This is a genomic window from Magnetospirillum fulvum MGU-K5, from assembly GCF_000442515.1.
GTDB classification, from domain to species: domain Bacteria; phylum Pseudomonadota; class Alphaproteobacteria; order Rhodospirillales; family Magnetospirillaceae; genus Phaeospirillum; species Phaeospirillum fulvum_B.
The window spans coordinates 1-25181 of record NZ_AQPH01000056.1 but is presented as its reverse complement, the minus strand read 5'-3'; the positions used below and the strand labels follow the sequence as shown (position 1 = coordinate 25181).

General features: G+C 64.2%; 27 protein-coding genes and 1 pseudogene. 17 read left to right on the top strand and 11 right to left on the bottom strand.

Going from position 1 to position 25181, the window contains the following annotated elements:
• The 4 genes and pseudogenes from K678_RS19105 to K678_RS13040 form a co-directional block, all read left to right on the top strand.
• Window positions 1–293, top strand: a pseudogene (locus tag K678_RS19105) (MFS transporter); the annotation flags it as partial.
• Complete coding sequence (locus K678_RS18740; protein ID WP_021132934.1) at window positions 290–430, top strand: hypothetical protein; 141 nt, start codon at window positions 290–292, stop codon at window positions 428–430. The pseudogene K678_RS19105 and the gene K678_RS18740, both read left to right, overlap by 4 nt.
• 106 nt (window positions 431–536) lie before the next feature.
• Window positions 537–1094 (top strand): TIGR00645 family protein, encoded by a 558-nt coding sequence (locus K678_RS13045; RefSeq protein WP_021132933.1) that lies wholly within the window; start codon window positions 537–539, stop codon window positions 1092–1094.
• Window positions 1095–1181: 87 nt separating this feature from the next.
• Complete coding sequence (locus K678_RS13040) at window positions 1182–2210, top strand: bile acid:sodium symporter family protein (RefSeq protein ID WP_231376258.1); 1029 nt, start codon at window positions 1182–1184, stop codon at window positions 2208–2210.
• Window positions 2211–2269: 59 nt separating this feature from the next.
• On the opposite strand, the gene K678_RS13035 is transcribed toward K678_RS13040, so the two are convergent.
• Window positions 2270–3364: a branched-chain amino acid aminotransferase gene (locus K678_RS13035; protein WP_021132931.1), complete on the bottom strand. Its 1095-nt coding sequence runs from the start codon at window positions 3362–3364 to the stop codon at window positions 2270–2272.
• Between the two features lie 304 nt (window positions 3365–3668).
• On the opposite strand from K678_RS13035, the gene K678_RS13030 reads away from it, so the two are divergent.
• Window positions 3669–4352, top strand: coding sequence for a CatA-like O-acetyltransferase (locus K678_RS13030; protein ID WP_021132930.1), 684 nt, complete (start codon window positions 3669–3671; stop codon window positions 4350–4352).
• Window positions 4353–4457: 105 nt separating this feature from the next.
• Here the strand turns inward: K678_RS13030 and K678_RS13025 are convergent, their stop codons facing one another.
• Window positions 4458–5123, bottom strand: a complete 666-nt coding sequence (locus K678_RS13025) for a YggS family pyridoxal phosphate-dependent enzyme (RefSeq protein ID WP_021132929.1) — start codon at window positions 5121–5123, stop codon at window positions 4458–4460.
• A 194-nt stretch (window positions 5124–5317) separates the two neighbouring features.
• Between K678_RS13025 and K678_RS13020 the strand changes: the two genes are divergently transcribed.
• The 7 genes from K678_RS13020 to K678_RS12990 all read left to right on the top strand — a co-directional run bounded on the left by K678_RS13020 (window position 5318) and on the right by K678_RS12990 (window position 11822).
• Entirely contained in the window at window positions 5318–5953 is a 636-nt protein-coding gene (locus tag K678_RS13020; RefSeq protein WP_039853129.1) for a thiamine phosphate synthase, read from the top strand.
• 59 nt (window positions 5954–6012) lie between these two features.
• Entirely contained in the window at window positions 6013–6465 is a 453-nt protein-coding gene (locus K678_RS13015; protein WP_021132927.1) for a Spy/CpxP family protein refolding chaperone, read from the top strand.
• A 90-nt stretch (window positions 6466–6555) separates the two neighbouring features.
• The gene (gene rpsT, locus K678_RS13010; protein WP_021132926.1) at window positions 6556–6828 is read left to right on the top strand and encodes a 30S ribosomal protein S20; all 273 of its coding nucleotides are present in this window, start codon (window positions 6556–6558) and stop codon (window positions 6826–6828) included.
• A gap of 580 nt (window positions 6829–7408) precedes the next feature.
• Window positions 7409–8860, top strand: coding sequence for a chromosomal replication initiator protein DnaA (dnaA, locus tag K678_RS13005; protein ID WP_021132925.1), 1452 nt, complete (start codon window positions 7409–7411; stop codon window positions 8858–8860).
• A gap of 81 nt (window positions 8861–8941) precedes the next feature.
• Complete coding sequence (hisN, locus tag K678_RS13000) at window positions 8942–9718, top strand: histidinol-phosphatase (RefSeq protein ID WP_021132924.1); 777 nt, start codon at window positions 8942–8944, stop codon at window positions 9716–9718.
• Window positions 9715–10347, top strand: coding sequence for an endonuclease III (gene nth / locus K678_RS12995; RefSeq protein WP_021132923.1), 633 nt, complete (start codon window positions 9715–9717; stop codon window positions 10345–10347). Before hisN ends, nth begins: the two co-directional genes overlap by 4 nt.
• A 5-nt stretch (window positions 10348–10352) precedes the next feature.
• Window positions 10353–11822: a cobyric acid synthase gene (locus K678_RS12990; protein WP_021132922.1), complete on the top strand. Its 1470-nt coding sequence runs from the start codon at window positions 10353–10355 to the stop codon at window positions 11820–11822.
• 76 nt (window positions 11823–11898) lie between these two features.
• On the opposite strand, the gene cbiB is transcribed toward K678_RS12990, so the two are convergent.
• The 5 genes from cbiB to secA all read right to left on the bottom strand — a co-directional run bounded on the left by cbiB (window position 11899) and on the right by secA (window position 16961).
• Window positions 11899–12900, bottom strand: coding sequence for an adenosylcobinamide-phosphate synthase CbiB (gene cbiB, locus K678_RS12985; RefSeq protein WP_021132921.1), 1002 nt, complete (start codon window positions 12898–12900; stop codon window positions 11899–11901).
• Between the two features lie 100 nt (window positions 12901–13000).
• The gene (locus K678_RS12980) at window positions 13001–13378 is read right to left on the bottom strand and encodes a c-type cytochrome domain-containing protein (protein WP_039853125.1); all 378 of its coding nucleotides are present in this window, start codon (window positions 13376–13378) and stop codon (window positions 13001–13003) included.
• A gap of 111 nt (window positions 13379–13489) precedes the next feature.
• Window positions 13490–13804 carry a thioredoxin TrxA gene (trxA, locus tag K678_RS12975; RefSeq protein ID WP_021132919.1) on the bottom strand — a complete coding sequence of 105 codons (315 nt, stop codon included), beginning with the start codon at window positions 13802–13804 and terminating at the stop codon, window positions 13490–13492.
• Window positions 13805–13943: 139 nt separating this feature from the next.
• The gene (locus K678_RS12970; protein WP_021132918.1) at window positions 13944–14276 is read right to left on the bottom strand and encodes a DMT family transporter; all 333 of its coding nucleotides are present in this window, start codon (window positions 14274–14276) and stop codon (window positions 13944–13946) included.
• Window positions 14277–14285: 9 nt separating this feature from the next.
• Window positions 14286–16961: a preprotein translocase subunit SecA gene (gene secA, locus K678_RS12965; protein ID WP_021132917.1), complete on the bottom strand. Its 2676-nt coding sequence runs from the start codon at window positions 16959–16961 to the stop codon at window positions 14286–14288.
• A 220-nt stretch (window positions 16962–17181) separates the two neighbouring features.
• Between secA and ubiT the strand changes: the two genes are divergently transcribed.
• Genes ubiT through ubiV form a run of 3 tightly spaced genes read left to right on the top strand, consistent with a single transcriptional unit; the run spans window position 17182 to window position 19786 of the window.
• The gene (ubiT, locus tag K678_RS12960) at window positions 17182–17862 is read left to right on the top strand and encodes a ubiquinone anaerobic biosynthesis accessory factor UbiT (protein ID WP_021132916.1); all 681 of its coding nucleotides are present in this window, start codon (window positions 17182–17184) and stop codon (window positions 17860–17862) included.
• Between the two features lie 2 nt (window positions 17863–17864).
• Complete coding sequence (gene ubiU, locus K678_RS12955; protein WP_021132915.1) at window positions 17865–18884, top strand: ubiquinone anaerobic biosynthesis protein UbiU; 1020 nt, start codon at window positions 17865–17867, stop codon at window positions 18882–18884.
• A gap of 2 nt (window positions 18885–18886) precedes the next feature.
• Entirely contained in the window at window positions 18887–19786 is a 900-nt protein-coding gene (ubiV, locus tag K678_RS12950) for a ubiquinone anaerobic biosynthesis protein UbiV (protein WP_039853123.1), read from the top strand.
• A 153-nt stretch (window positions 19787–19939) separates the two neighbouring features.
• On the opposite strand, the gene K678_RS12945 is transcribed toward ubiV, so the two are convergent.
• The 4 genes from K678_RS12945 to K678_RS12930 form a co-directional block, all read right to left on the bottom strand.
• Window positions 19940–21187: a dicarboxylate/amino acid:cation symporter gene (locus K678_RS12945; RefSeq protein ID WP_021132913.1), complete on the bottom strand. Its 1248-nt coding sequence runs from the start codon at window positions 21185–21187 to the stop codon at window positions 19940–19942.
• A gap of 361 nt (window positions 21188–21548) precedes the next feature.
• A complete protein-coding gene (locus tag K678_RS12940; protein ID WP_021132912.1) occupies window positions 21549–21959 on the bottom strand; it encodes a chorismate mutase in 411 nt (136 codons plus the stop codon).
• A gap of 116 nt (window positions 21960–22075) precedes the next feature.
• Window positions 22076–22375: a chorismate mutase gene (locus K678_RS12935; RefSeq protein ID WP_021132911.1), complete on the bottom strand. Its 300-nt coding sequence runs from the start codon at window positions 22373–22375 to the stop codon at window positions 22076–22078.
• 13 nt (window positions 22376–22388) lie between these two features.
• Window positions 22389–23756 (bottom strand): glutamate--cysteine ligase, encoded by a 1368-nt coding sequence (locus K678_RS12930; protein WP_021132910.1) that lies wholly within the window; start codon window positions 23754–23756, stop codon window positions 22389–22391.
• Window positions 23757–23920: 164 nt separating this feature from the next.
• On the opposite strand from K678_RS12930, the gene K678_RS12925 reads away from it, so the two are divergent.
• Window positions 23921–24463: an aspartate 1-decarboxylase gene (locus K678_RS12925; protein ID WP_039853121.1), complete on the top strand. Its 543-nt coding sequence runs from the start codon at window positions 23921–23923 to the stop codon at window positions 24461–24463.
• 10 nt (window positions 24464–24473) lie between these two features.
• Window positions 24474–25163 carry a 7-cyano-7-deazaguanine synthase QueC gene (gene queC / locus K678_RS12920; RefSeq protein ID WP_021132908.1) on the top strand — a complete coding sequence of 230 codons (690 nt, stop codon included), beginning with the start codon at window positions 24474–24476 and terminating at the stop codon, window positions 25161–25163.
• Window positions 25164–25181 lie beyond the last annotated feature (18 nt).

Below are 25181 nucleotides of genomic sequence, written 5' to 3'. Positions count from 1 at the left end.
GGTTCGGGGCGGGCGTTGCCGGGCTGTTCGGCGGCATCGGTGCGGTGGGGGTGATCGCCGCTCCCTATGCCGGTCGTCTTGCCGACACCTATGGGCCGCGCCGGGTGATCCAGGCCGGAGCCGCCTTGGTCGTTGTCTCCTGGCTGCTGTTCGGGCTGTGGAGCGGGTTGGCCGGATTGGTGGTGGGCGTGGTGCTGCTCGACCTTGGGATTCAGTTGGCGATGATCTCGCACCAGCACGCGATCTATGCCTGCGCCCCGAGGCCCGCAGCCGGATCAACACCTTGTTCATGACCGGGATGTTCCTGGGCGGAGCGGCGGGATCGGCCGGGGCGACCCTGGCCTGGACCAGCAGTGGCTGGATCGCGGTGTCGCTGTTCGGCGGGGCGCTGGCGCTGGCGGCCCTGGTCGCCAGACTGATCCGCCGCTGATCGAAAACCTCCTCCATCCCGAAACGGGGATGGGGGAGGTCTTGGAATTGCCACGATTGCCAGTCATCATAGGAGAGATTTTTTCCCCTGACTGATTGATGACAGCATGAGCCATTCTTCGGATCATCCGGTTCAGCCCCGGCAGGACAAAGTCCTGAATCCAGCTGAAAAGTTGCTTTCGATTACCATTTTTTCCAGTCGCTGGCTCCAAGCTCCCCTCTATATCGGCCTGATCGTTGCCCAGGCTCTTTACGTTTTCATGTTCCTGAAGGAATTGTTGCATCTGGTCCACAACATCGACACGGTTCAGGAATCCGAGTTGATGCTGATCGTCCTCGGATTGATCGACGTGGTGATGATTTCGAATCTGTTGATCATGGTGATCATTGGCGGATACGAAACCTTTGTTTCGCGTCTGGGGATGGATAACCACCCGGACCGGCCGGAATGGCTGGGGCATGTCAATGCCTCGACGATGAAGATCAAGCTGTCGATGGCGCTGATCGGGATTTCATCGATCCATCTGCTCAAATCCTTCATCAACGTGACGCATATGGAATGGCAGCACGTCGCGCTTCAGGTTCTGATCCACTGCATCTTCCTGGGCTCGGCGATGGCGATGGCCTGGACGGCGCGGGTGACCGAGCAATTATCGGATTCTTAAGTAAAGCCCGTCCGGTGGAAAAGGGGAGGGGATATCCTCTCCCTTGCCTGCCTTCCGTGATGTGCCCGGTCGGGGATCGGGAGCCTCGTGTCTCAGCTCATTTGTGGAGTCCGCCCGATCGTGCTGTCCCACCTGCGCCTTGATTCCTTCACCCTGATCCTGATCGCAACCGTCGGTCTGGCCTCGTTTCTGCCTGCCAGCGGCGATTTCGGCCGCTATTTCCACCATTTCTCCGATTTTGCGATCGCGCTGCTGTTCTTCCTGCACGGGGCGCGTCTGTCGCGCGAAGCGGTGTTCGCCGGGGCGACCCACTGGCGGCTGCATCTGCTGGTGCTGGCCTGCACCTTCGTGATGTTCCCAATTCTGGGGGTGGCGATTCAGGCCTTTGCCCCCACCTGGCTACTGCCGGAACCGCTGGCGGTCGGGGTGCTGTATCTCGCCTGCCTGCCCTCGACGGTGCAATCCTCGATCGCGTTTACCTCGATGGCGGGGGGCAACGTTCCGGCGGCGATTTGCAGCGCCTCGGCCTCGAACCTGATCGGGGTGTTTCTGACCCCGCTTCTCGTCGCCTTGCTGATGAAGGTCCAGGGCAGCGGCGGGATGTCGCTCGATTCGGTCAAGGCGATCATGCTGCAATTGCTGGTGCCGTTCGTGACCGGCCACCTGTTGCGGCCATGGATTGGCGGCTGGGTGGCAGGGCACAAGCAACTGGTCGGGCTGGTCGATCGCGGCTCGATTCTGTCGGTGGTCTATATCGCCTTCAGCGAGGCGGTGGTGAACGGCCTGTGGCAGAAAATGCCGCTCGACGGACTGGCCGGAATGATCGTGATCGCTTGTGTCTTGCTGGTGGTAGTGCTGGTGCTGACCACCTTGTTCAGCCGCTGGCTCGGCTTTAACAAGGCCGACGAGATCGCGATCGTGTTCTGCGGCTCGAAGAAAAGTCTGGCGAGCGGTGTCCCGATCGCCAACGTCCTGTTTCCGGCGGCACAAGTCGGCATGATCGTATTGCCGATCATGCTGTTTCATCAGATTCAGTTGATGGCCTGCTCGGCCCTGGCCCGCCATTACGCCCAGCGCCGCGAGGCGGCAGAAGCAGGGCCTTCGCCCCAATCCTGACGGGAGGAAGCCCCTGCGGCCGCGCGGATCATCGGCGGCCGCAGGGGGTAACGGTTACATTAGGCGATCTGGCGGACCCAGCCTTCGGTATCGGCGATCTCGCCGCGCTGGATGCCGACCAACTGTGCCTTCAGCGCCGCCGACACCGGGCCGCTGGAGCCGTCGCCGATGGTGAAGCTGCCGTCGGTGCCCTTGATCTCGCCGATCGGCGAAATCACCGCCGCGGTGCCGCAGGCAAAAGCTTCGCGCAGCTTGCCGCTGGCGGCGTCGGCGCGCCACTGCTCGATGCTATAGCGTTCTTCGCGCACTTCGCGGCCCTCGCGGCGGGCCAGTGCGATCAGCGAGGCCCGGGTGATGCCGGGCAGGATCGTCCCGCTGAGCGGCGGCGTCTGGAGCGAGCCATCCTCGAACACGAAGAAGATGTTCATGCCGCCCAGTTCCTCGACCCAGCGATGCTCCTTGGAATCGAGGAAGACGACCTGATCGCAGCCGTTGCGGCTGGCCTCGGCCTGGGCGATCAGGCTGGCGGCGTAATTGCCGCCGCACTTCACCGCGCCGGTGCCACCGGCCGCCGAGCGGGTGTAATGGTCGGACAACCAGACGCTGATCGCCTTCTTGCCGCCCTTGAAATAGGCGCCCACCGCGCTGGCGATCACGACGAACAGATATTCGGACGAGGGACGAACGCCCAGGAAGGCTTCGTTGGCGAACATGAAGGGGCGCAGATACAGGCTGCCTTCGCCGCCCGGAATCCAGGCGGAATCGATCTTGACCAGATGCTCGACCGCCTTCAGGAACACCGGCACCGGCAGGATCGGCATCGCCAGACGTTCGGCCGAGGTCTGGAAGCGCAGCGCGTTCTGCTCGGGGCGGAACAGCGAGATGCCGCCGTCCTGGGTGCGATAGGCCTTCAGCCCCTCGAAAATCTCCTGGGCGTAATGCAGGACGGCGTTGGCCGGATCAAGCGTCAACGCCTCGCGGGGCCGCACCTCGGCATCGTGCCATCCGCGCCCTTCGGTCCAGCGGACAGTCACCATGTGATCGGTGAAGACGCGGCCAAATCCGGGATTTTCCAGCATGGCGGCCCGCACGTCGACGGCGACCGGCGCAGGATGGGGGTGATGGAGGAAGGGAAGATCCTGTTCAGCGTTCATCGATACCGTTCCTTGTCTTCTCGCCGGCCTCATGTCGGGTCAACGCATGCGAATAGCGGGAAGCACGACATCTTCGGCGATGCCTGCGGGTCCCGCGCGTAATAATATTGCCGCCCTGCCCCCGGCTGATGGAACAGTCTTCCGATACGCCAGGAGGGTGGACACAATTTGCCAAGCTACGCGGCCCCGGCCCGCGGTTCAAGGTCTGGCGTATGTTCTGACGTCGAAGGTGGGTTGTGTCCCCGGTCGATCTCCATGGTATCGTCCCGGCACTGACCCGACGAGACCGGATCCGAGGCCCCCCATGAGTTCGATTCCCGCCCGCTATGATCCCCACCGCATCGACCCGGCCGATCTGCCCGGCTGGCTCGGCTGGGCGCTGGATTTCTTCAGCGGCCCCGATCTGCAAAATCCCCATGTCGATGTGACGCTGCAACTCGACGTCAGCCGGGCCTGGGTGCGCTATCGCGCCACGCCCGAGGCGGAATCCTTCTTTTCCTTTCTGGTCTGGCATCTGGCCCAGACCCTGGCCGGACATCCCTCGTTCAATCTGCGCAAGATCGACGGGACGTGGTATCGGCTGGGCAATCCCCCGATCTTCATTCCGGTTGCGGTCGGTGGCGATGACCGCTTCCAGTCGTTGGTGCTGGACGACGTTTATCGCCAGGATCTGGCGACCTTTTCCGCCGCCTATCGCGAGCAACTGGCGCTGGTCCGGTCTCCGACCGGGGCGGCGGCTGGGCCCAGCGACATCTTCCGCTATGCCCATTTCATGGGGAACCTGTCCAACCTGCGCTTTACCGGCCTGACCCTCCATTGGCGGCCCGAGCAGATGGTGGGGCAGAGCTTCTTTTATTTCGGACAACGTTATACCGAGGGCGAGCGGATGCTGATCCCGCTGTCGGTGCGGCTGCATCATTCCTGCACCGACCCCTTCGTCCTCAACCAGTTGATCGAGGAGTTCCGTGGGCGGTTCGACCAGGATTAAGGTGTGTCCGGGTTAGGGGGAAACACCCGGCCCGTCATGCCCCTGTCCCATCGACCCCCGGGTCAAAGCCCGGGGGTGACGGCCCCCAAAGCGGTCCGCTTCATCCTATCCGCGATGGCCGAAGATCGCCGAGCCGACCCGGACATGGGTGGCCCCACAGGCGATCGCGGTGGGGAAATCCTCGCTCATCCCCATGCTCAGCACCGACAGGCCGTTGCGGGCGGCGATCTCGCCCAAGCGGCGGAAATGCGGGGCGGGGTCTTCGCCCGCCGGGGGGATACACATCAGCCCCGACGGCTCCAGCCGGTATTCCGAGCGGCACAGCGCGATCAGGGTGTCGGCCTGATCCGGATCGATCCCGGCTTTTTGCGGCTCGCGACCGATATTGACCTGGATCAGGATGTCGGGGCGACGTCCGGCCCGTTCGATCTCGTCGGCCAGTACCCGGGCCAGCTTGGGGCGGTCGAGGGTCTCGATCACGTCGAACAGCGCCACCGCCTCGCGCACTTTGTTGGTCTGGAGCGGCCCGATCAGATGCAGCCGCAGATCGGGGTGGAGCGCCTTCAGGTCGGGATATTTGCTTTTCGCCTCCTGGACCCGGTTCTCGCCGAACAGACGCTGCCCGGTGGCGAGAGCGGCGATGACGGCCTCGGCGGGATGGGTCTTGGCCACGGCGACCAGGGCGACCGAGCCGGGCGCGCGGTGGGCGGCGGTCTCGGCGGCGGCAATGCGGGAATGGATGGCGGCAAGGCCGTCGGCAATATCGGACACGGCGGAACACCCTTTTTACAAGTCGGCCGGGCAGGGGCGGGCCGAGCGGATTATACCGGCCAACCCTGGATTTGATCCGTTGGCCGGTATTTAGCCGCCATTACGGCGGCGGCCAAGCGAGCGGAGGCGAGCGCTTAGGCAGAGGGGCAATACAACCGGTCAAGTCCTTGACCGGTTGGTATTATACTCAGCCGATGACCCAAGCAAACCCCTCCAATCGACTCTCTTCAAGCCGCCTCGGCCTGTCGCGCTGGGCCGGGCCGCCGCTGATCCTGGTCACCGACGAGGGGCGGCTGCCCGATCCGCTGGCTGCTGCCGCCGCTCTGCCGCCCGGCAGCGGGGTATTGCTGCGCCATTACGGCGATCCCGCCCGCGTCGCCCGTGCCGCCGCCCTGGCGGCGTTGTGTCGCCGCCGCCGCCTGACCCTGATCGTTGCGGCGGATTGGCGGCTGGCCGCCCGGCTGGGGGCCGCCGGGCTGCATCTGCCCGAAGGACTGGCCCGTCATGGCGTGCTGGCTCCGGCGCTGGGCTGGCTGCGTCGCCGCCGCGTCCTGCTCACAATTGCCGCTCACTCGCCCGGCGCGCTGGGCCGGGCGGCGGAATTGGGGGCCGATGCTGCCCTGGTCTCGCCGATCTTTCCCAGCCGCAGCCATCCCGGCGCGCCGGTGGTCGGGCCGGTGCGGCTGGGGCTGTGGAAACGCCTCGCCCGGCAGCCGTTGATCGCGCTGGGGGGGGTGACGGCGGCCACCGCCGGGCGGTTGCCTCGTGGCACGGTGGCCGGACTGGCCGCGATCGATGGGCTGGTTCCGGCCGAACGATCTCGTTCATGAAGCGGACAGGTTGGCGGTGCTATGGTAACATTAGAAATTGGTTGATTAAGGAGGTCGTCATGTACTTCGATCGACTCACCGCTGCCGCCTCGGTGTCCGTTTTGGCCGTGATGCTCTGTCTTCCCCTGGACGCAAGCGCGCAGGGAATGGGGCCCGGCAACGGCCCCGGCATGGGTATGGGGATGGGACCGGGGCGGATGCTGCCCGATCCGGCGACCTTGCCGGGGCTGAAGGCCAAGCTGGCGATCACCTCCGCCCAGGAAGCGCAATGGAGCGCCTATGCTGACGGCGTTACCAGCGCCGACGAGATGCGTCGCCAGATGCAGGCGCAGGCGCGCCAGATGCCACCAGCCGAACGGATGGAGACCCGGCCCGACCGTCAGGCCGCCGGGGGGCAGGTCCATGAAGAGCTGAACCAGCGGCGCGCCGATCTGGCTCGGGTGCTGACCCCCGAGCAGCGGGTGATTCTCGACCGCGAGGCCCCGCCGCTGCCGCCGCCGCCGAAGCGGTGAGGCCCAGACGCATTTCTATGTTGACGTGGGGCCAACCCGCACATATAAACGCGCCTTCGAATTTGCAACCGAGCTGCAAGGTTTTCATCCATGGCCCATCATCCTTCGGCTAAGAAGCGCATCCGCCAGACCGCCCGTCGTACCGAGGTCAATGGCGCTCGCGTCAGCCGCATCCGCAGCTTCGTCAAGAAGGTGGAACTCGCCATCTCGGCGGGCGATTCCGACGCGGCGAAGGCCGCTCTGCGTGCCGCCGAGCCCCAGTTGATGAAGGGCGTTCAGGCCGGCGTGGTGCAGAAGAACACCGCGTCGCGTAAGGTCTCGCGCCTTTCCGCCCGCGTCCGTGACATGAAGCCGCTGGCTTAGATCACGTCTAGCGGTCGTATATTTCTGACGTAAAGGGCCGCGCCCGTCTGGGCGCGGCCCTTGGTTTTGGGTGGACGGAAGGGACGAATTCGTCCCAAAGATATGCGCTTCGCCCAACCCCTTGGCCCGTCAGCGAGTCGTGGAATGCAAGCGAAAAATTTTCATTGTTCGCGTTCCGATCTTGTTGCCAGTCCACGGTCGTATAGCTAGTCTGGCAACGCTCGCCGGGCAGTCCAAAGAGTTCCGCGAGTCTTCAAGCTAAATCACATCGATGATCATCTGTGACGTGTCAGTTCTGTGTGATGCAGAACACAGATCGCATTTAGATATTTTGTGATAACCATCGGTGGCGCGGTTTACTGACTTGACAGATAGAGAGCAGGACTCTGAGGCGCGTCAGTATTGTCGAGGGCACCGCCAGCGGCGGACGACATCAGGGCGTGTGGCCGTGGTTGCAATGACCCGGTTGGTGACAAAGAGGTATCCCGCACCATGAATCCGGATTTCCGGAAGGACGGCGCTGTCGGCGCCGAAAGGGCGGGTGCCGTCGGGCGGACGGCAAGGGATTCGGGGATCGGCAATGGCGAAGTCTGAGTGGGATCGGGTCAAGACCAGGTTGCGGGACGAGGTGGGCGATTCCGCCTATCGGTCCTGGTTGCGGCCGATTACCGTGCATGGCGTCAGCGATGGGGCAGTCCGATTGGCGCTGCCGACGCGCTTCCTGCGCGATTGGGTCTCGACCCATTACGGCGAACGAATCCGCACCCTGTGGGGGGCTGAGAATCCGGCGATCCGCAATGTCGAGATCGTCGTCGAGACCGCCCGCGCCGCCGCGGTGCCAAGCCAGCCCGCCGCCCCGGCTTTCGAACCCGCCCCCGACGAAGCACCGTCCGAGGCCCCCGCTCTGGTCGCGCAGACCGCCCCCGTGCCAAGCCAGCCCGCTCCGGCCCCCATCCAGACCGCCGTTCAGATGGCCGAGTCCGGGGCCGCCAATGCCGAACTGGACGAGTTGGGCGCGCTGCTCGACCCCCGCTTCACCTTCAAGAATTTCGTCGTCGGCAAGCCCAACGAATTCGCCTGGGCCGCCGCCCGCCGCGTCGCCGAGGCCGATAGCGTCTCGTTCAACCCGCTGTTCCTCTATGGCGGCGTCGGGTTGGGTAAGACCCACCTGATGCACGCGATCGCCCATCACATCCGCGAACGCAATCCGCATCGCTCGGTGCTGTACCTCTCGGCCGAGAAGTTCATGTATCGCTTCATCCGGGCGCTCCGGCACCAGGACACGATGTCGTTCAAGGAACAGTTCCGCTCGGTCGACGTGCTGATGATCGACGACGTTCAGTTCATCGCAGGCAAGGACGCGACCCAGGAAGAATTCTTCCACACCTTCAACGCCCTGGTCGATCAGGGCCGCCAGATCGTGATTTCGGCCGATAAATCGCCGTCCGACCTGGAAGGGATCGAGGAACGGCTGCGCTCGCGGATGGCCTGCGGTCTGGTCGCCGACATCCACGCCACCACCTACGAATTGCGTCTCGGCATCCTTCAGTCGAAGTCCGAGCAGATGGGCGTTCTGGTACCGCAAAAGGTGATGGAATTCCTCGCTCACAAGATTTGCTCGAACGTCCGCGAACTGGAAGGGGCGCTGAACCGCGTCGTCGCCCATTCGCAGTTGGTCGGTCGTGCCATCACCCTGGAATCCACCCAGGAAGTGCTGCACGATCTGCTGCGCGCCTCGGACCGTCGGATCACCATCGAGGAGATCCAGAAAAAGGTCGCCGAGCATTTCAACATCAAGCTGGCCGAGATGTCTTCGGCCCGGCGCTCGCGTCAGGTTGCCCGGCCCCGTCAGGTGGCAATGTATCTGGCCAAGCAATTGACCAGCCGCTCGTTGCCCGAAATCGGGCGCAAGTTCGGTGGCCGCGATCACACCACCGTGATGCACGCGGTCAAGAAGGTCGAGGAACTGAAAGAAACCGATCACGGTTTCGCCGAGGACGTCGAATTGCTGCGCCGGATGCTCCAGGGCTGATCGGCGCGACATCCGGCCTGTTCAGTTGCCCCGTTTCGGGCCACACTGGCCGTGATGAAGCCAAAGCCCGGGTCCGATCCGATGAACGCCTGCCCTCCTGAATTCGTTGCGCTTGCCCTGCGTCTGGCCGAGGCGGCCCGTCCGGTGGTGCGGACCTATTTCCGCACCCCGATCGCGGTCGATACCAAGCCCGACGACAGCCCGGTCACCATCGCCGACCGCGAGGTTGAAGCGGCGATGCGGGCGATCCTCGATGCCGAGTATCCCGGTCATGGCATCCTGGGCGAGGAACAAGGGCAGCGCGATTGCGACGCCGAATGGGTGTGGGTGCTCGATCCCATCGACGGCACCGCCGCCTTCATCACCGGCAAGCCCAGCTTCGGTACCCTGATCGCGCTGGCCCATCGCGGCCGCCCGGTGCTGGGGATCATCGATCAGGCCTTTACCGACGAACGCTGGCTGGGGGTGGCGGGGCGGCCGACCACGCTGAACGGCCAGCCGGTCACGACCCGGGCCTGTCCCGATCTGGCCCACGCCCGCGCCTTCACCACCGCCCCTGAATTGTTCGATGCCGCCACCCGTCCGGGATGGGACCGCATCGCCGCCCGGGCGCGAGGCGTGCGCTATGGCTGCGATTGCTATGCCTACGCCCTGGTCGCGACCGGCTTTGTCGATCTGGTGGTCGAGGCCGGGCTGAAGCCCTACGATTATTCCGCCCTGGTCCCGGTGGTCGAAGGGGCGGGGGGAACGATGACCGACTGGCAGGGTCAGCCCCTGACGATCTGGTCGGATGGTCGGGTCGTCGCCAGCGGCGATGCTCGCACCCACGCCGAGGCGCTGGCGGTTCTGGCCGGATGAGTCCCGACGCGATCGAGGCTTTGTACGCCCGGCTGGCGGCGGCCAACCCCGAGCCGCGCAGCGAGTTGGAGTACCGCGATCCCTTCACCCTGCTGGTGGCGGTGGTGCTGTCGGCCCAGGCCACCGATGCCGGGGTCAACAAGGCGACCGGCCCGCTGTTCGCCGAAGTGGCGACGCCCCAGGCGATGCTGGAATTGGGCGAGGAGCGGCTGGCCGAGCGGATTCGCACCATCGGCCTCTACCGCACCAAGGCCCGCAACGTGATTGCCTTGTCGCGCCTGCTGGTCGAACGCCATGGCGGCGCGGTTCCGCCCGACCGCGAGGCGCTGGAGGCGTTGCCCGGCGTTGGGCGCAAGACCGCCAATGTCGTCCTCAACATAGCCTTTGGCCAGCCGACGATCGCGGTCGATACCCATGTCTTTCGCGTTGCCAACCGGACCGGGCTGGCTCCGGGCAAGGATGTCGAGGCGGTCGAACGTGGTCTGCTGGCGGTGACGCCGTCGCACTGGCTGCTGCATGCCCATCACTGGCTGATCTTGCACGGCCGTCACGTCTGCAAGGCGCGCAAGCCCGATTGCGAGTCCTGCCGCCTGCGCGACCTCTGCGCCTTCGCCTCCGGGGCGAGCTAGAGCCTATGACAACCCGCGTTCCGGCGATCATGCTTCAAGGGACCGGCTCCGACGTCGGCAAGTCGCTGCTGGCCGCCGGGCTGTGTCGGCTGTTCACCCTGCGGGGGCTCGCCGTCCGGCCTTTCAAGCCGCAGAACATGAGCAACAACGCCGCCGTCACCAGCGATGGCGGCGAGATCGGCCGGGCTCAGGCCTTGCAGGCCCGCGCCTGCCAGATCGCCCCGCTGGCCGACATGAACCCGGTGCTGATCAAGCCGCATTCCGAGACCGGAGCCCAGGTGGTGGTGCAAGGTCAGGTGTTGACCAAGGCCGCAGCCGGGGATTACCAGCGGCTGAAGCCGACGCTGATGCCCCGGGTGCTGGACAGCTATCACCGTTTGGCCGCCGGGGCTGATCTGGTGGTGGTCGAAGGGGCGGGTAGCGCTGCCGAGGTCAATCTGCGCGCGGGCGACATCGCCAATATGGGGTTTGCCACCGCCGCCGATCTGCCGGTGATCCTGGTCGTCGATATCGACCGAGGCGGCGCGATTGCCGCGATCGTCGGCACCGTCGCGGTGCTGCCCGAGGATGAGCGGGCGCGGTTGAAGGGCTATGTCATCAACCGCTTTCGCGGCGACCCGGCGCTGTTCACCCCGGCGCTCGACGTCATCGCCGCCCATACCGGGCTGCCCTGCCTTGGCATTGTGCCGTGGTTCGCCGAGGCGGCGCTGCTGCCCGCCGAGGATTCCGCTTCGCTGGGCAAGGCCGCTGCCGCGACTGGACGGGCGCTACGGATCGCTGTGCCGCGTTTGCCCTGCATCGCCAATTTCGACGATTTCGATCCGCTCGCCGCCGAGCCCGACGTCTCGCTTGAGATGATTGCGCCTGGTCGCGCCTTGCCCGGCGATGCCGATCTGGTGATCCTGCCCGGTTCGAAGGCGACGATTGCCGATCTCGCCTTCCTGCGCGCTCAGGGCTGGGATGTCGACCTTGTCGCCCATGTCCGCCGTGGCGGGCGGGTGCTGGGGATCTGCGCCGGGTTCCAGATGCTGGGGCGCTCGATTGCCGATCCGCTGGGGGTCGAAGGGCCGCCCGGCGCGGTCGCCCCCGGCCTTGGCCTGCTTGACATTGAGACGGTGATGGCGGGCGACAAGGTGCTGTGCGAAATCGCCGGTCACGACGAAAACGGCCACCCGGTGCGGGGCTATGAGATGCATATGGGCCGTACCACCGGCCCCGATGCCGCCCGGCCGTTGCTGACGTTGGAAGGCCGTCCCGAAGGAGCCCGCTCGGCCGATGGGCGGATCGCCGGATGCTATCTGCACGGGCTGTTCGCTTCCGACCCGTTCCGCGCCGCCTTTCTTGACAGCCTGCGCCCCGGCCGGACTCCCGGCGCGGCGTGGGAGCCGCAGATCGAGGCGATTCTCGACCGTTTGGCCGCCCATCTCGACCGCGCCCTTGATATCGCCGCGATCGAACGGATCGCTGGGGTCTAACCCCGCTTTAGGTGGCCCCTCATTCGCCGGTCGCGGCCTCTTGGGCCCAAGACCAAGCACTCAATGCCGCTTGGAATTACCCCCAGATCAGCGCCGCGTTTTTCAGCCACAGCACCAGCACGACCAGCCCGGCATTCAGCACGCAGGCGACGGTGAACAGATGCAGGGCGCGGTGGATGTCGGCCAGATCGGCCTTGCTGCGGCCCTTGCCCATCCACTTTTCCTCGACCGACAGGCCGGGATAGCGGCGCGGGCCGCCCAGGGCCAGATCGAGCGCCCCGGCGCAGGCGGATTCGGGCCAGCCCGAATTGGGCGAACGGTGGTGGCGGGCGTCGCGCAGCATCGTGATCAGCGCGTTGATCGGACGGCCCTTGGGCACGAACGGCGCGGCGAGGACCAGCAACAGACCGGACAGCCGGGCCGGGATCAGGTTCATCGCATCGTCCAGCCGGGCCGAGACCATCCCGAAGGCGCGATAGCGTTCGTTGCGATAGCCGACCATCGAATCCAGCGTGTTGACGGTCTTGTAGGCGATCAGGCCGGGCAGGCCGAACAGCATGTACCAGAACACCGGGGCGACGACGGCATCGGAGAAATTCTCGGCCAGGGACTCGATTGCGGCACGGGCGACGCCGTGGCCGTCGAGCGAACTGGGATCGCGTCCGACCAGCCGCGACACTGCATAGCGTCCGGCGTCCAGCCCGTTCTTCTGAAGGGCGATGGCGACATCGTGAACATGGTCGAACAGCGAGCGTTGCGCCAGGAAGGTCGCGACCAGGAACAGTTCGACCAGCCAGCCATGGGGCAGGGCACGGGCCAGGAACGAGATCAGCGCGCCCACCAGGGTCCCGACCAGGATCAGCCCGACCGCCATCACACCGCCACGCCAGCGCCGCGCCTGCTCGGACCGTTCGGGCCGGTTCAGCTTGCGTTCCAGGACCTCAATCGCCTTGCCGATCGCGGCGACCGGGTGCGGCACCCGGCGGAACAGCCAGGGCATGTCGCCCAGCAGGGCGTCGAGACCAATGGCGAGAAACAGGATCAGCAGCGGATCGGGGGCGAGGGCGAAGGGAGTCACGAAGGAAGCCAGCGGGGGTTATGACGGTAGAGAGGGCACGCCAAACCCCGGCCCCGATGCCAGTCTGGCCCAGGGTCCGGGGCGGCGGATGGAAGGCGCCTTAATTGTTCTTGGCGCCTTGCTTGATCCACAAACGAAACGCGTCGCGGTCACATTGCGACAATTTCTTCTTCCCATGCGGCATGCGGATCGACGGATCGACCTTGTGATCGATCAGGCGCAGCAGACTGCTGGTTTCGGGTTCGCCGGGGGTGATCATCGGGCCGAATTTGGTTCCCTTCATCAGCCCCTCATAGGTGCTGAGGTCGAGTCCGCTGGCTTCGGTGCCCGGTCCGCCCTTCTGATGACACTCGATACACCGGCCCTGAATGATCGGGCGGATGTCTTCGGAATAACTGACGATTTCTTCCTTGGCAGTCGCGGACCCTGCGGCTCCAAGAGCAATCGCGGTAGCAACTAAGGCAAGCATACGTCTCATTCTGGCCTCCCTCCCTCCCTGGGAGAAGATGAACTTCATACCCAGTTTGGCATAAGTCAGGCCGAATGCAATGAGGATGCGGACGGGGCGGATAGCTCCGCCCCGTATGCCTTAAAGGCTAGACTCAACCCAATCGAACAGTTTGCTCTTTTGCAAAGCGCCGACGGTGGAGGCGGCAACGGCACCATCCTTGAAGATCATCAGGGTGGGAATGCTGCGCACGCCAAACTTGCCGGGGGTCGCGGGGTTCTCGTCGATGTTGATTTTGGCGACGGTGATCTTGCCCTCGAGCCGGGTCGACAATTCTTCCAGAGCCGGGGCGATCTGGCGGCAGGGACCGCACCATTCGGCCCAGAAATCGACCAGAACCGGGCCGGAGGCTTTCAGAACCTCGGCCTCGAACGAGTCATCCGTAACGTTCTTCATAAGGCACGTTCCTTGTATCTGTCGAACCGCCGGGCGGTTCCTGAGGGGACGCGGGCAAAGAACCCTGGCTGACCGGACGCGCCGGACGGGGGCACTCTAGCCGCAAACTCCGGGGCTGTCACGACCGGGGGCGGCGCGCCTACCCCTGCGGTCCCGCCCCCGAGGACAGGTTAAGGACAATCGTCCCGGCCAGGATCAGGCCGATACCGGCCAGAGCCTGCGGCGACAGGGTCTGGCCGTACCACAGCCAGCCCACCACCGACACCAGGACGATTCCAACTCCCGACCACACTGCATAAGTGATGCCGACGGGAAGGACCTGCAACACGAGCGAAAGGAAATAGAACGCGAGGCTATAGCCGAAAATGACGACGACCGACGGTCCCAGGCGGGAAAAGCCGTCGGTTGCCTTCAGCGCCGAGGTCGCAATCACCTCGGCGCAGATCGCCAGTCCCAGCCAGACCCAGGCCATCGGCGGCGGTCAGACCGCCGCGCCGTGGCAATGCTTGAACTTGCGTCCCGACCCGCAGGGGCAGGGGGCATTGCGCGAGACCGAAGCCCAGCTGGCCGGGTTGTTGGGGTCGAAGCCCGCAGCGGCACCGGTGCCTTCGGCCGGGTCCTGGCGGCTTTCCTGACCCTGCGACGTGCCCTTGGGCTCCAGCGCCTGATCGAGGTCGGGATCGCCGACGCGCAGTTCGACATGAGCCAGGACCGAGGTGACCTTCTCGCGCAGATCGTCCAGCGCCGCTTCGAACAGATTGAAGGCTTCGCGCTTGTATTCGTTCAGCGGATCGCGCTGGGCATAGGCGCGCAAGCTGATTCCCTGGCGCAAATGATCGAGCTGGAGCAGGTGATCCTTCCACACCTGATCGAGCAACTGAAGCAGCAGGCTCTTTTCGACCATCCGCATCGTGTCGGCGCCACAGGTTTCGGCCTTCTGGGCCATCTTGGCCTCGGCCGCCTCGGTGATGCGGTGGCGGATTTCCTGATCGGCGATGCCTTCTTCCTTGGCCCACTCGACGATCGGCAGGTCCAGGTTGAAGATGCGACGAACTTCTTCGTGGAGCCCGTTGACGTCCCACTGATCGGCATAGGCGCGTTCGGGGATGCAGCGCGAGACCATTTCGGCGATGACGTCGGCGCGGAAGGATTCGATTTCTTCGGCGACGCTGTCGGCGGCCATCAGCTCCTTGCGCTGCTCATAAATCACCTTGCGCTGATCGTTCATCACGTCGTCGAACTTCAGCAGGTTCTTGCGGACGTCGAAGTTACGGGCCTCGACCTTCTGCTGCGCCTTTTCCAGCGCCTTGTTGATCCAGGGATGGACGATTGCCTCGCCGCCCTTCATGCCGAGCTTTTGCAGCATTCCGTCCATCCGGTCGGAGCCGAAAATCCGCATCAGATCGTCTTCGAGCGACAGGAAGAACTTCGACGCGCCGGGATCGCCCTGACGGCCGGAGCGGCCACGCAACTGGTTGTCGATGCGGCGCGATTCGTGGCGTTCGGTGCCGACGACGTAAAGCCCACCCGCCGCCAGCGCGGTCTGCTTGTTGGCTTCGACCTCGGCGCGGATCTGGTCGATCCGGCGCTGACGCTCGGCCGGGTCGGTGATGTCGGCCAGTTCGAGGCGGATCCGCATGTCGATATTGCCGCCCAACTGGATGTCGGTGCCGCGACCGGCCATGTTGGTGGCGATGGTGACGGCGCCGGGCACGCCGGCCTGGGCGATGATATAGGCTTCCTGCTCGTGATAGCGGGCGTTCAGCACCTGATGCTTGATCTTGCGCTCGCGCAGCAGGGTGGCAAGCTGCTCGGACTTTTCGATCGAGGTGGTGCCGACCAGAGCGGGCTGGCCGCTCTTACGGCATTCCTCGATCAGGGTGACGATCGCTTCCAGCTTTTCGTTCTGGGTCCGATAGACCTCGTCATCGTGGTCGATCCGCGACACCGGAACGTTGGTGGGGATATCGACGACTTCCAGCCCATAGATTTCGCCGAACTCGCCCGCTTCGGTCATCGCGGTGCCGGTCATGCCGCCCATCTTGGGATAGAGGCGGAACAGGTTCTGGAAGGTGATCGAGGCCAGCGTCTGATATTCGTTCTGGATGGTGACGCTTTCCTTGGCCTCCAGCGCCTGATGCAGGCCCTCGGAGAAGCGGCGTCCGTCCATCATGCGGCCGGTGAATTCGTCGATCAGGATGACCTTGTCGTCCTTGACGATGTAATCGACGTCGCGCGAGAACAGGAAGTGGGCGCGCAGGGCCTGATTGACGTGGTGGACTAGGCTGACATTGCCGACATCGTACAGGCCGCCCTTCAGCAGCCCGGCATCGCGCAGGATTTCCTCGACCCGCTCGGTGCCGCGCTCGGTCAGGGTCACCGCCTTGATCTTCTCGTCTTTTTCGTAATCGAGCTCGACCAGCTGCGGCATCACCTTGTCGACCAGCCGGTACAGATCGGAATTGTCCTCGGTCGGGCCGGAGATCACCAGCGGGGTGCGCGCTTCGTCGATCAGGACCGAATCGACCTCATCGATGACCGCGTAATGGAAGGGACGGTGAACCATCTCTTCCAGCCGGAACTTCATGTTGTCGCGCAGGTAATCGAAGCCGATTTCGTTGTTGGTGCCGTAGGTGACGTCGCAGGCATAGGCCTGCTGGCGCTCCAGATCGTCCAGCCCGTGGACGATCACGCCGACGGTAAGGCCGAGGAATTTATAGACCTGACCCATCCATTCGGAATCGCGCGCGGCCAGATAATCGTTGACGGTGACGACGTGGACGCCCTTGCCCGCCAGGGCGTTGAGGTAGACCGGCAGCGTCGCCACCAGGGTCTTGCCTTCGCCGGTCCGCATCTCGGAGATACGGCCCTGGTGGAGGACCATGCCGCCCAGCAGCTGCACATCGAAATGGCGCTGGCCCAGGGTGCGTTTGGCCGCCTCGCGCACGGTGGCGAAGGCTTCGACCATCAAATCGTCAACGGTCTCTCCCGCCGCCAGACGCTGGCGGAACAACTCGGTCCGTCCCCGCAATTCGTCGTCGGAGAGCCGGGCCATTTCTGGCTCGAGGGCATTGACGGCGTCGACCTCTTTGTAGAGGGGCTTCAGAATACGGTCGTTGGCGGAGCCGAAAATCCGCCGGGCAATGGCGCCGAACATAGTGATTCCCCGAAACCAGTGGCCCCTGCCCCCAACACTTGAAGGCCGGTCGCGACCGGCAAGAGATAGAGGCCGACCCGTCTTCTGTCAACGCCGACGCCCGGTTCCGAAGGGCTAATCGGCCCGTGGAAAAGTGGGCGTCGCTTGACTTCCGCCGATCAGGGGGAATATGACCCGCAGTATGCGTCGCTGTCGCCTACAGTCGGGAGAGGTTAAAACCATGAGGCCAGGGCAAGTCCGCGCCAACGTCAAACCGGTCCAGCCGCCGTTTTCTCCGGTGTTGCTGCTGGGAATGGCGCTGAAGCCGGTTCGTCCCGCGCTGTTGCAGCCGGTGTTCGACGGCGTGTTGAAGATGCTGCGGCGTCGCCATCCGGATATCCTCGATCGCATGGCTGACTATGCGTCGAAGCCGGTCTGCATCGACCCGGTCGATCTGCCGTTCGTAATCCTGCTCGATCCCAATCCCGACGACCCCCGGCTGACGGTGCGGCGCGAGATTGATCCGCAGGAAGTCGCCGCCACCATCCATGGCCCGCTCGAGGTCCTGCTGGCCTTGGCCGAGGGCAAGGTCGATGGCGATGCGCTGTTCTTTACACGGCGGCTGGTGATCGAAGGCGATACCGAAGTGGTGGTTGCGCTCCGCAACGCCATCGACGGTGCCGGAATCGATCTGATTAACGATATCAGCGCCGAATTGGGCCCGTTGGCCCGCCCGTTCCGGACCTGCGCCTCGGCTGCGGTCGATCTGCTGGGCCGGATTCAAGACGATATCGAAACCCTGCGGACCGCCCTGATCGCCCCCGCGGTCAAGGATTCCAATGCGCAGAACGCTCGTATCTCCCAGCTTGAAACCGAGCTGAAGACCCTGCGCAAGGCCGCACGTCGTGGAGGAGTCGCCTAAGTATGACAACCGCACAGCCCGCCCCCGCGCCGCTGACACGTCCCGAACTGGTTTGTCCTGCCGGAACCCCGGCGGCGCTGAAAAGCGCGATCGACGCCGGTGCCGATACCGTCTATGTCGGTTTTCGCGACGAGACCAACGCGCGTAACTTCCCCGGACTGAACTTCAATCGCCGCGAACTGGCCGAGGGCATCGAATACGCCCACAGCAAGGGCGCGAAGGTCCTGGTCGCGGTCAACACCTTCCCCCGTGCCGGTCATCCCGAGATCTGGCACAAGGCCGTGGCCGATTGCGACGCGTTGAAGGCCGATGCGGTGATCCTGGCCGATATCGGTCTGATCGACCATGCCGCCCGCCATCATCCCAATCTGCGGCTGCATCTGTCGGTGCAGGCGGCGGCGTCGAATCCCGACGCGATCCGCTTTTACGCCGAACGCTATGGCATCAAGCGGGTGGTGCTGCCCCGCGTTCTGACGGTGCAGGAAATCGCCGAGGTCAACGCCCGGATCGCTCCGATCGAGACCGAAGTGTTCGTGTTCGGCGGTCTGTGCGTGATGGCCGAAGGCCGCTGTGCCCTGTCGTCTTATGCTACCGGCCAGTCGCCCAACATCAACGGTGCCTGTTCTCCGGCCAGCGACGTCCGCTATACCGAGACCAGCGAGGGGATCACCTCGGAACTGGGCGGCTTCACCATCAACAAGTTCGCCCACACCGAGCCGGCCGGATACCCGACCCTGTGCAAGGGCCGGTTCATCGCCAACGAGAAATCGAGCTATCTGTTCGAGGAACCGACCTCGCTCAACACTCTGGCGATTTTGCCCGATCTGATCCGCGCCGGTGTCACCGCCTTCAAGATCGAAGGCCGCCAGCGTGGCCGCGCCTATGTTTCGGCGGTAGTCCGGGCGTTCCGCGAGGGTGTCGATGCGGTGATGGCCGGTAAGGGCCTGCCCGACATCGATCTCGATCGTATCACCGAAGGTGGCAAACAGACCACCGGAGCCTATGAAAAGGCGTGGCGCTGATTATGACGGCAAAACTGACCCTGGGGCCGGTCCTGTTCAACTGGAAGCCCGAAACCCTGCGCGACTTCTACTTTCGGATTGCTGACGAAGCGCCGGTCGATACGGTGCATGTCGGCGAGGTCGTCTGTTCCAAGCGCACTCCGTTCTTTGATCCGTACATCCCTGCCGTCGTCGAGCGTTTGCACGCCGCCGGTAAGGAAGTGGTGCTGTCGTCGCTGGCTCTGATCATGAGCGAGCGCGAGATGGCCGCCGCCCGCGATCTGGCCTCCGCCGCCGAAGTGCTGGTCGAAGCCAACGATATCTCGGTGGCGGCGATCACCGCCGGTCGGCCGTTCGTCGCTGGTGCTTTGCTCAACGTCTATAACGAAGGCACGCTCGCCACTCTCGAAGCGATGGGGGCGATCCGCGTCTGTCTGCCCGCCGAACTCTCGGGTGACGCGATCGCCGCTCTGGCCGCCGCGGCCAAGTCCGAGATCGAGATCCAGGCGTTCGGTCGTCTGCCGCTGGCGATTTCAGCGCGCTGCTATGCCGCCCGCGCTCGCCAACTGTCGAAGGACGCCTGCCAGTATGTCTGCGCCGACGATCCCGACGGGATGGAGGTCGAGACCCTGGACGAAATCCCGTTCCTGGCGGTCAACGGCACCCAGACGATGTCGTCGCATTATATGGACCTGCTGCCCGATCTGGTTTCGCTCCAGGCGCGGGGCGTGTCGCGCTTCCGTCTGTGGCCCCAGAACGTCGACATGGTTGCGGTTTCCGCCCTGTTCCGGGCCGTGCTGGACGGACGGATGGCGGTGGCCGAGGCCGAGGACCGGCTGGCCGGTCTCTGTCCCGGCGTCCAGTTCGCTAACGGCTATGTTCACGGCCGCGCCGGTCACCTGTTCATCGAAGACGACGAATAGGCCCAGCTCCGGCCGGGTATCGGACAAAGAGAAGGGGAGGCGGTTTCGCCTCCCCTTTTTCATTGCCTGCGTCGATGGGGCCGCCGTGGATCGGCCAAACAAAAACCGGGGAGGCGATGGCCTCCCCGGCTTGCGTTGGGGGTGAAGCCGACGTTAGCCGAGCGTGGCTCTCATCTGCTTCTCGTCCAGTTCCTTTTCCCACTTCGACACCACCACGGTGGCGACGCCGTTGCCGATGAAGTTGGTCAGGGCCCGGGCCTCAGACATGAAGCGGTCGATGCCGAGGATCAGGGCCAGACCGGCCACCGGGACTGCGGGAACCACCGCCAGCGTCGCGGCCAGGGTGATGAAGCCCGCCCCCGTGACGCCGGAAGCGCCCTTGGAGGTCAGGATCGCGACACCCAGCAGGGTCAGCTCCTGACCCAGCGTCAACTCGATGTCGAGCGCCTGGGCGACGAACAAAGCGGCCATGGTCAGGTAGATGTTGGTGCCGTCGAGATTGAACGAATAGCCCGAGGGAACGACCAGACCGACCACCGACTTCGAGCAGCCCAGCTTTTCCAGCTTGGACATCAACGGAACCAGCGCGGATTCAGACGACGAGGTGCCGAGAACGGTCAGCAGCTCTTCCTTGATGTAGGCGATGAACTTGAAGATGCTGAACCCGGTGAACCGGGCGATCAGCCCCAGCACGATCACCACGAACAGGAAGCAGGTCAGGTAGAAGCTGCCCATCAGCGCCGCCAGCGGCTTCAGCGCGCCGATGCCGTACTTGCCGATGGTGAAGGCCATCGCGCCACCGGCACCGATCGGAGCCAGCTTCATGATGCTGTTCATCATCGCGAAGAAGATGTGCGAGCATTCTTCGATGAAGCGGTGAACCCCGGCGCCCTTCTCGCCCATCCGGCTCATCGCGTAGCCGAACAGGATCGCCACCAGCAGAACCTGAAGCAGGTCGCCCCCGCCGGTAAAGGCGTCGGTGAAGGTTTTCGGGATGATGTGCAGGATGAAATCGACCGTGCTCTGCTCTTCGGCCAGCTTGGCGTATTTCGCCACCGCCTTGGCGTCGAGCTGGCTGGGATCGGCGTGGAAGCCGTCGCCGGGACGGATCAGGTTCATCACCACCAGACCGATGATCAAGGCCAGGGTGGAGACCACCTCGAAGTACAGCAGCGCCTTGCCGCCGACTCGGCCGACCTTCTTCATGTCGCCCGCACCGGCGATGCCGAGCACGACCGTGCAGAAGATCACCGGGCTGATCAACATCTTAATAAGTGCGATGAAGCCGTCACCAAGCGGCTTTAAACTGACACCTATTGCCGGTTCAAAATAGCCAAGGGTGCCGCCACAGATAATAGCAACGAGAACCCAAAAATAAAGATAACTCATCATCCGTTTCATTCGAATGCCCTTCCTGCCCGATGGCATTTTGAACCCAACCGAGGATGCAATACGGAATTGTCGTATTCGCTGTCGATTGCGGTTTTCCGACATGATTCGGCCACAATCTACCGCATCTGAGAAGGCTGGTTTTTCGATAGCAGGTGATATTGTCATTAAGTTATAAGAATCAATAACATATAATTATAAATAGAATTATTTAGATTGAAATCCCAACCGGCAGGGTAGGTTTCGGGTAGGAAAAAAACTTATCCCATATCGCCAAAAAAGAAGGGCCAAGCGAAGTTGCTCGGCCCTTAATGGTAATAAAATGTCGCGAGGATTGGGGCGTTTATCGTGCTGTCCCGATCCGTCGTGGGGATCAGGGCGCGGGGGGCGGCGGAGCCCACACCCCCTTTTCAAAGGTGGTGTAGGTCTCGATCATCCCGCGATAGAGCCGTTCGATCAGGGCCGGGTCGGCACCGTTCTCTTCGGCCATTACGCGAACGCGGGCGATGATGCGTTCGACCCGCGAGACATCGACCACCGTGCTTTGACTCGATTTGAACTTCGCCGCCTCGGCGACATAGGTGGCCCGTTCGGCGAGCAGCGGGACAATCGCCCGGTCGATGCGGTCGATGTTGCTGCGCACCTCGTCCAGCGAGGCGCAGGACACCGCCGGGGGCTTGCCACCGTCGGGGCGGGCATCGGCTCGTGCCGCAATGTTGCCTGTGCTCAGGAGAACCCCGCCCAGGGCGATGGCAAGACACCATCTGCGGATTTGGCTGCTCATCGGATTTCTCCTTGGGACCGTCACCCCCGGGCTTGACTCGGGGGGCCATGGGGATGGATGGCCGGGTCAAGCCCGGCCAAGACGGGTCGGGTGTTTCCCCTTAACCCGGTCAAACTCTAGGGCGCGGGGTGGGTGTTGGCCCAGACCCCGTCCTCGAAGGCGATGTACGAATCGATCATCGCCCGGTAAATCCGTTCGATCAGCGCCGGATCGGCGCCGGTCTCCTCGGCCAGAGCGCGAACCTTGACGATGATGTCCTCGATGCGGGGGACATCCACCACGGCGCTGCGTTCCGCCTTGAAACCGGCGGCTTGGGTGACATAGCCCGCCCGCTCGGCCAGCAGCGGCACGATGATGCGGTCAAGGCGGTCGATATTGGCGCGTACCTCGGCGAGCGAGCCGCAGGAAACGGTCATGAAGCGATCCTTATTAATAGGCGTATTCGGAAAAGAGCGGATCGACGCTGCCGCCCCACCGATCGGCAAAGGCGTCCAGCATGTCCTCGGCGGCAGTACAGCCGGTCCGGGCGATGGTTTCAAGTGGTGCGAGATAAATACTCTCGTCCCGACCGGACTCAGTGCGGCGGTCGCGGCGATGCAGCCCGTCGGTCGCCAGCACCAGCATGTCGATGGCGACGTCGCGGACGGTGCGTCCGGCGATCGGGGCATCGAGGCCCTGGCGGGCGACGGCCAGACGCAGGCCCTCGCGGTCCTGGGCGGTCCAGTCCTTGACCAGTTCCCACGCGCCGTCGAGTGCGACCTGATCGTACAACAGCCCGGTCCACAGCGCGGGCAGGGCGACCAGACGCCGCCACGGCCCGCCATCGGCGCCGCGCATTTCCAGGAACTTTTTCAGGCGGACGTCGGGGAAGGCGGTGGTGAGATGGTCGGCCCAATCGCCCAGCGTCGGCCGTTCCCCCGGCAGCGCAGGCAGGCGACCCGCCATGAAATCGCGGAAGCTCTGACCGGCGGCGTCGATATAGCGGCCGTTGCGATAGACGAAGTACATCGGAACGTCGAGCATCCAATCGACGTAGCGTTCGAACCCCATGCCTTCGTCGAAGGCGAAGGGCAGTCCGCCGGTCCGGGCCGGATCGGTGTCGGTCCAGACGTCGGCGCGGGCCGACAGCAGGCCGCAGGGCTGGCCCTCGATAAAGGGCGAACTGGAGAACAACGCGGTCGCGATCGGCTGCAACGCCAGCGAGACCCGAAGCTTGTGCACCATGTCGGCTTCGGAGGAGAAGTCGAGATTGACCTGCACGGTACAGGTCCGCAGCATCATGTCGAGCCCCTGCGAGCCGACGCGGGGCATATGGCGGCCCATGATGTCATAGCGGCCCTTGGGCATCCACGGGATGTCGTCGCGCCGCCATTTGGGCTGGAACCCGACGCCGAGGAAGCCGATTCCCAGCGGTTCGGCGACCGATTTGACCTGCTCCAGATGGGCGGTGACCTCGGCGGCGGTCTGGTGCAGCGTCTCCATCAACCCGCCGGACAGTTCCAACTGTCCGCCCGGCTCCAGCGTCACCGACGCGCCCTGGGCATCCGTCAGGGCGATGACGTTGCCGTCTTCGGCGACCGGAATCCAGCCAAGGGCGGTCAGGCCGTTCAGCATCGTCTTGATGCCGCGCGGTCCCTCATAGGGGAGTGGTTTCAGGTCTTCGAGGGTGAAGCCGAATTTTTCGTGCTCGGTCCCGATGCGCCAAGCCTCGCTCGGCTTGCATCCGGCTTCCAGGGCCTCGACCAGTTGGCGCGTTCCGGTGACCGGCTCCGCGCTGGGCACGGCTGGGGCGGACATAAGGCGGGCTCCTGCCAGGGAAAGATGAGGGTAGCAAACGACAGCGGTGGCGGGGGCGTCAAGCGGCGAATCGATCACACCCCGACCGCAATTAAGATGTTGCGGAACCGGGGCGTGTGAGTTTACGTCTGGCCCTTGTCATTCCCCGTTATTTCCGGTGCCCCATGATGAAGGTCATTCGCGCGAAGCTGCACGGCATTCGCGTCACTAATGCCGATTTGAACTATCACGGTTCGATCACCCTCGATCCCGAGCAGTGCGAGCTTGCCGGCCTTTATCCGATGGAATTCGTCGAGATCTGGAACAAGAATTCGGCCGCCCGGATCTCCACCTACGTCATTTTCGGTGAGCCGGGATCGCGCTGTTGCATTCTGAACGGCGCCGCCGCCCGCACCTGCCAGAAAGGCGACGAGCTGATTATCGCCGGGGCCGAGCTGATTGACCGCCCCGAACGGCTGTACGAGATCAAGCCGCGCATTCTGACCTTCCTGCCCGATAATCAGATTGATCAGGTGCTGGCCTACGACGTGTTCCAGAGCGAACAGCGCCCCTATGATTTCCGCATCGTCGATGCCGGGCGGCAGACCGTTGAAAGCTGCCACACCTGGCCCAACGTCGATATCTCCGGGGTGCGCAAGGCGCTGACGGCCAAGGGCTGGCCCGAGGGCGAGATCGACACCTTCCTCTCTCAGCATTTCTCGTTGTAAGGAGGCCGTGATGAGCAACCGTCCCGCCATCGTCCTGCTCTCCGGCGGGCTCGATTCCACCACGGTGCTCGCCATCGCTCGCGCCCAGGGCTTCCGCCCCGCCGCGCTGACCTTCCGCTATGGTCAGCGTCACGCCGTCGAGATCGAGGCCTCCCGCCGTGTCGCCGCCGCCCAGGGGGTTACCGACCATCGCATCGCCGATATCGATCTGCGGGTGTTTGGCGGATCGGCGCTGACCGCCGATATCGCGGTGCCCAAGGGCCGCGACGAGGCCGAGATGTCCGATGGCCATATCCCGGTCACCTACGTCCCGGCGCGCAACACCATCATGTTGTCGTTCGCCCTGGCCTTCGCCGAGGTGATCGACGCCGCCGACATCTTCCTTGGCGTCAACGCCGTCGATTATTCCGGCTATCCCGATTGTCGCCCGGACTATATCCAGTCGTTCGAGACGATGGCCAATCTGGCGACGAGGGCGGGGGTCGAAGGGCGACGGCTGACCTTGCACACCCCGCTGATCGACCTGACCAAGGCCGACATCATCCGCCGGGGTCTCGAACTGGGGGTCGATTATTCGATCACCTCGACCTGCTACGACCCCGATCCCCAGGGCCGCGCCTGCGGTCAGTGCGATTCCTGTCGGCTGCGGCTGAAAGGCTTTGCCGATGCCGGTCTGACCGACCCGGCCCCTTACGTTTAGGAGAGGGCGTGTTTCGGG

What these genes read in the sequence shown, in the direction of transcription:
- K678_RS13020 (WP_039853129.1), top strand. Translation starts at nt 5,318, where the DNA reads ATGACCCAAGCAAACCCCTCCAATCGACTCTCTTCAAGCCGCCTCGGC.
- K678_RS13015 (WP_021132927.1), top strand. Translation starts at nt 6,013, where the DNA reads ATGTACTTCGATCGACTCACCGCTGCCGCCTCGGTGTCCGTTTTGGCC.
- K678_RS12945 (WP_021132913.1), bottom strand. Translation starts at nt 21,187, where the DNA reads ATGAAACGGATGATGAGTTATCTTTATTTTTGGGTTCTCGTTGCTATT.
- K678_RS12930 (WP_021132910.1), bottom strand. Translation starts at nt 23,756, where the DNA reads ATGTCCGCCCCAGCCGTGCCCAGCGCGGAGCCGGTCACCGGAACGCGC.
- ubiT (WP_021132916.1), top strand. Translation starts at nt 17,182, where the DNA reads ATGAGGCCAGGGCAAGTCCGCGCCAACGTCAAACCGGTCCAGCCGCCG.
- ubiV (WP_039853123.1), top strand. Translation starts at nt 18,887, where the DNA reads ATGACGGCAAAACTGACCCTGGGGCCGGTCCTGTTCAACTGGAAGCCC.
- K678_RS18740 (WP_021132934.1), top strand. Translation starts at nt 290, where the DNA reads ATGACCGGGATGTTCCTGGGCGGAGCGGCGGGATCGGCCGGGGCGACC.
- secA (WP_021132917.1), bottom strand. Translation starts at nt 16,961, where the DNA reads ATGTTCGGCGCCATTGCCCGGCGGATTTTCGGCTCCGCCAACGACCGT.
- K678_RS13035 (WP_021132931.1), bottom strand. Translation starts at nt 3,364, where the DNA reads ATGAACGCTGAACAGGATCTTCCCTTCCTCCATCACCCCCATCCTGCG.
- ubiU (WP_021132915.1), top strand. Translation starts at nt 17,865, where the DNA reads ATGACAACCGCACAGCCCGCCCCCGCGCCGCTGACACGTCCCGAACTG.
- K678_RS12935 (WP_021132911.1), bottom strand. Translation starts at nt 22,375, where the DNA reads ATGACCGTTTCCTGCGGCTCGCTCGCCGAGGTACGCGCCAATATCGAC.
- rpsT (WP_021132926.1), top strand. Translation starts at nt 6,556, where the DNA reads ATGGCCCATCATCCTTCGGCTAAGAAGCGCATCCGCCAGACCGCCCGT.
- hisN (WP_021132924.1), top strand. Translation starts at nt 8,942, where the DNA reads ATGAACGCCTGCCCTCCTGAATTCGTTGCGCTTGCCCTGCGTCTGGCC.
- nth (WP_021132923.1), top strand. Translation starts at nt 9,715, where the DNA reads ATGAGTCCCGACGCGATCGAGGCTTTGTACGCCCGGCTGGCGGCGGCC.
- queC (WP_021132908.1), top strand. Translation starts at nt 24,474, where the DNA reads ATGAGCAACCGTCCCGCCATCGTCCTGCTCTCCGGCGGGCTCGATTCC.
- K678_RS12990 (WP_021132922.1), top strand. Translation starts at nt 10,353, where the DNA reads ATGACAACCCGCGTTCCGGCGATCATGCTTCAAGGGACCGGCTCCGAC.
- K678_RS12970 (WP_021132918.1), bottom strand. Translation starts at nt 14,276, where the DNA reads ATGGCCTGGGTCTGGCTGGGACTGGCGATCTGCGCCGAGGTGATTGCG.
- K678_RS13045 (WP_021132933.1), top strand. Translation starts at nt 537, where the DNA reads ATGAGCCATTCTTCGGATCATCCGGTTCAGCCCCGGCAGGACAAAGTC.
- trxA (WP_021132919.1), bottom strand. Translation starts at nt 13,804, where the DNA reads ATGAAGAACGTTACGGATGACTCGTTCGAGGCCGAGGTTCTGAAAGCC.
- K678_RS12940 (WP_021132912.1), bottom strand. Translation starts at nt 21,959, where the DNA reads ATGAGCAGCCAAATCCGCAGATGGTGTCTTGCCATCGCCCTGGGCGGG.
- K678_RS13030 (WP_021132930.1), top strand. Translation starts at nt 3,669, where the DNA reads ATGAGTTCGATTCCCGCCCGCTATGATCCCCACCGCATCGACCCGGCC.
- dnaA (WP_021132925.1), top strand. Translation starts at nt 7,409, where the DNA reads ATGGCGAAGTCTGAGTGGGATCGGGTCAAGACCAGGTTGCGGGACGAG.
- K678_RS12980 (WP_039853125.1), bottom strand. Translation starts at nt 13,378, where the DNA reads ATGAGACGTATGCTTGCCTTAGTTGCTACCGCGATTGCTCTTGGAGCC.
- K678_RS12925 (WP_039853121.1), top strand. Translation starts at nt 23,921, where the DNA reads ATGATGAAGGTCATTCGCGCGAAGCTGCACGGCATTCGCGTCACTAAT.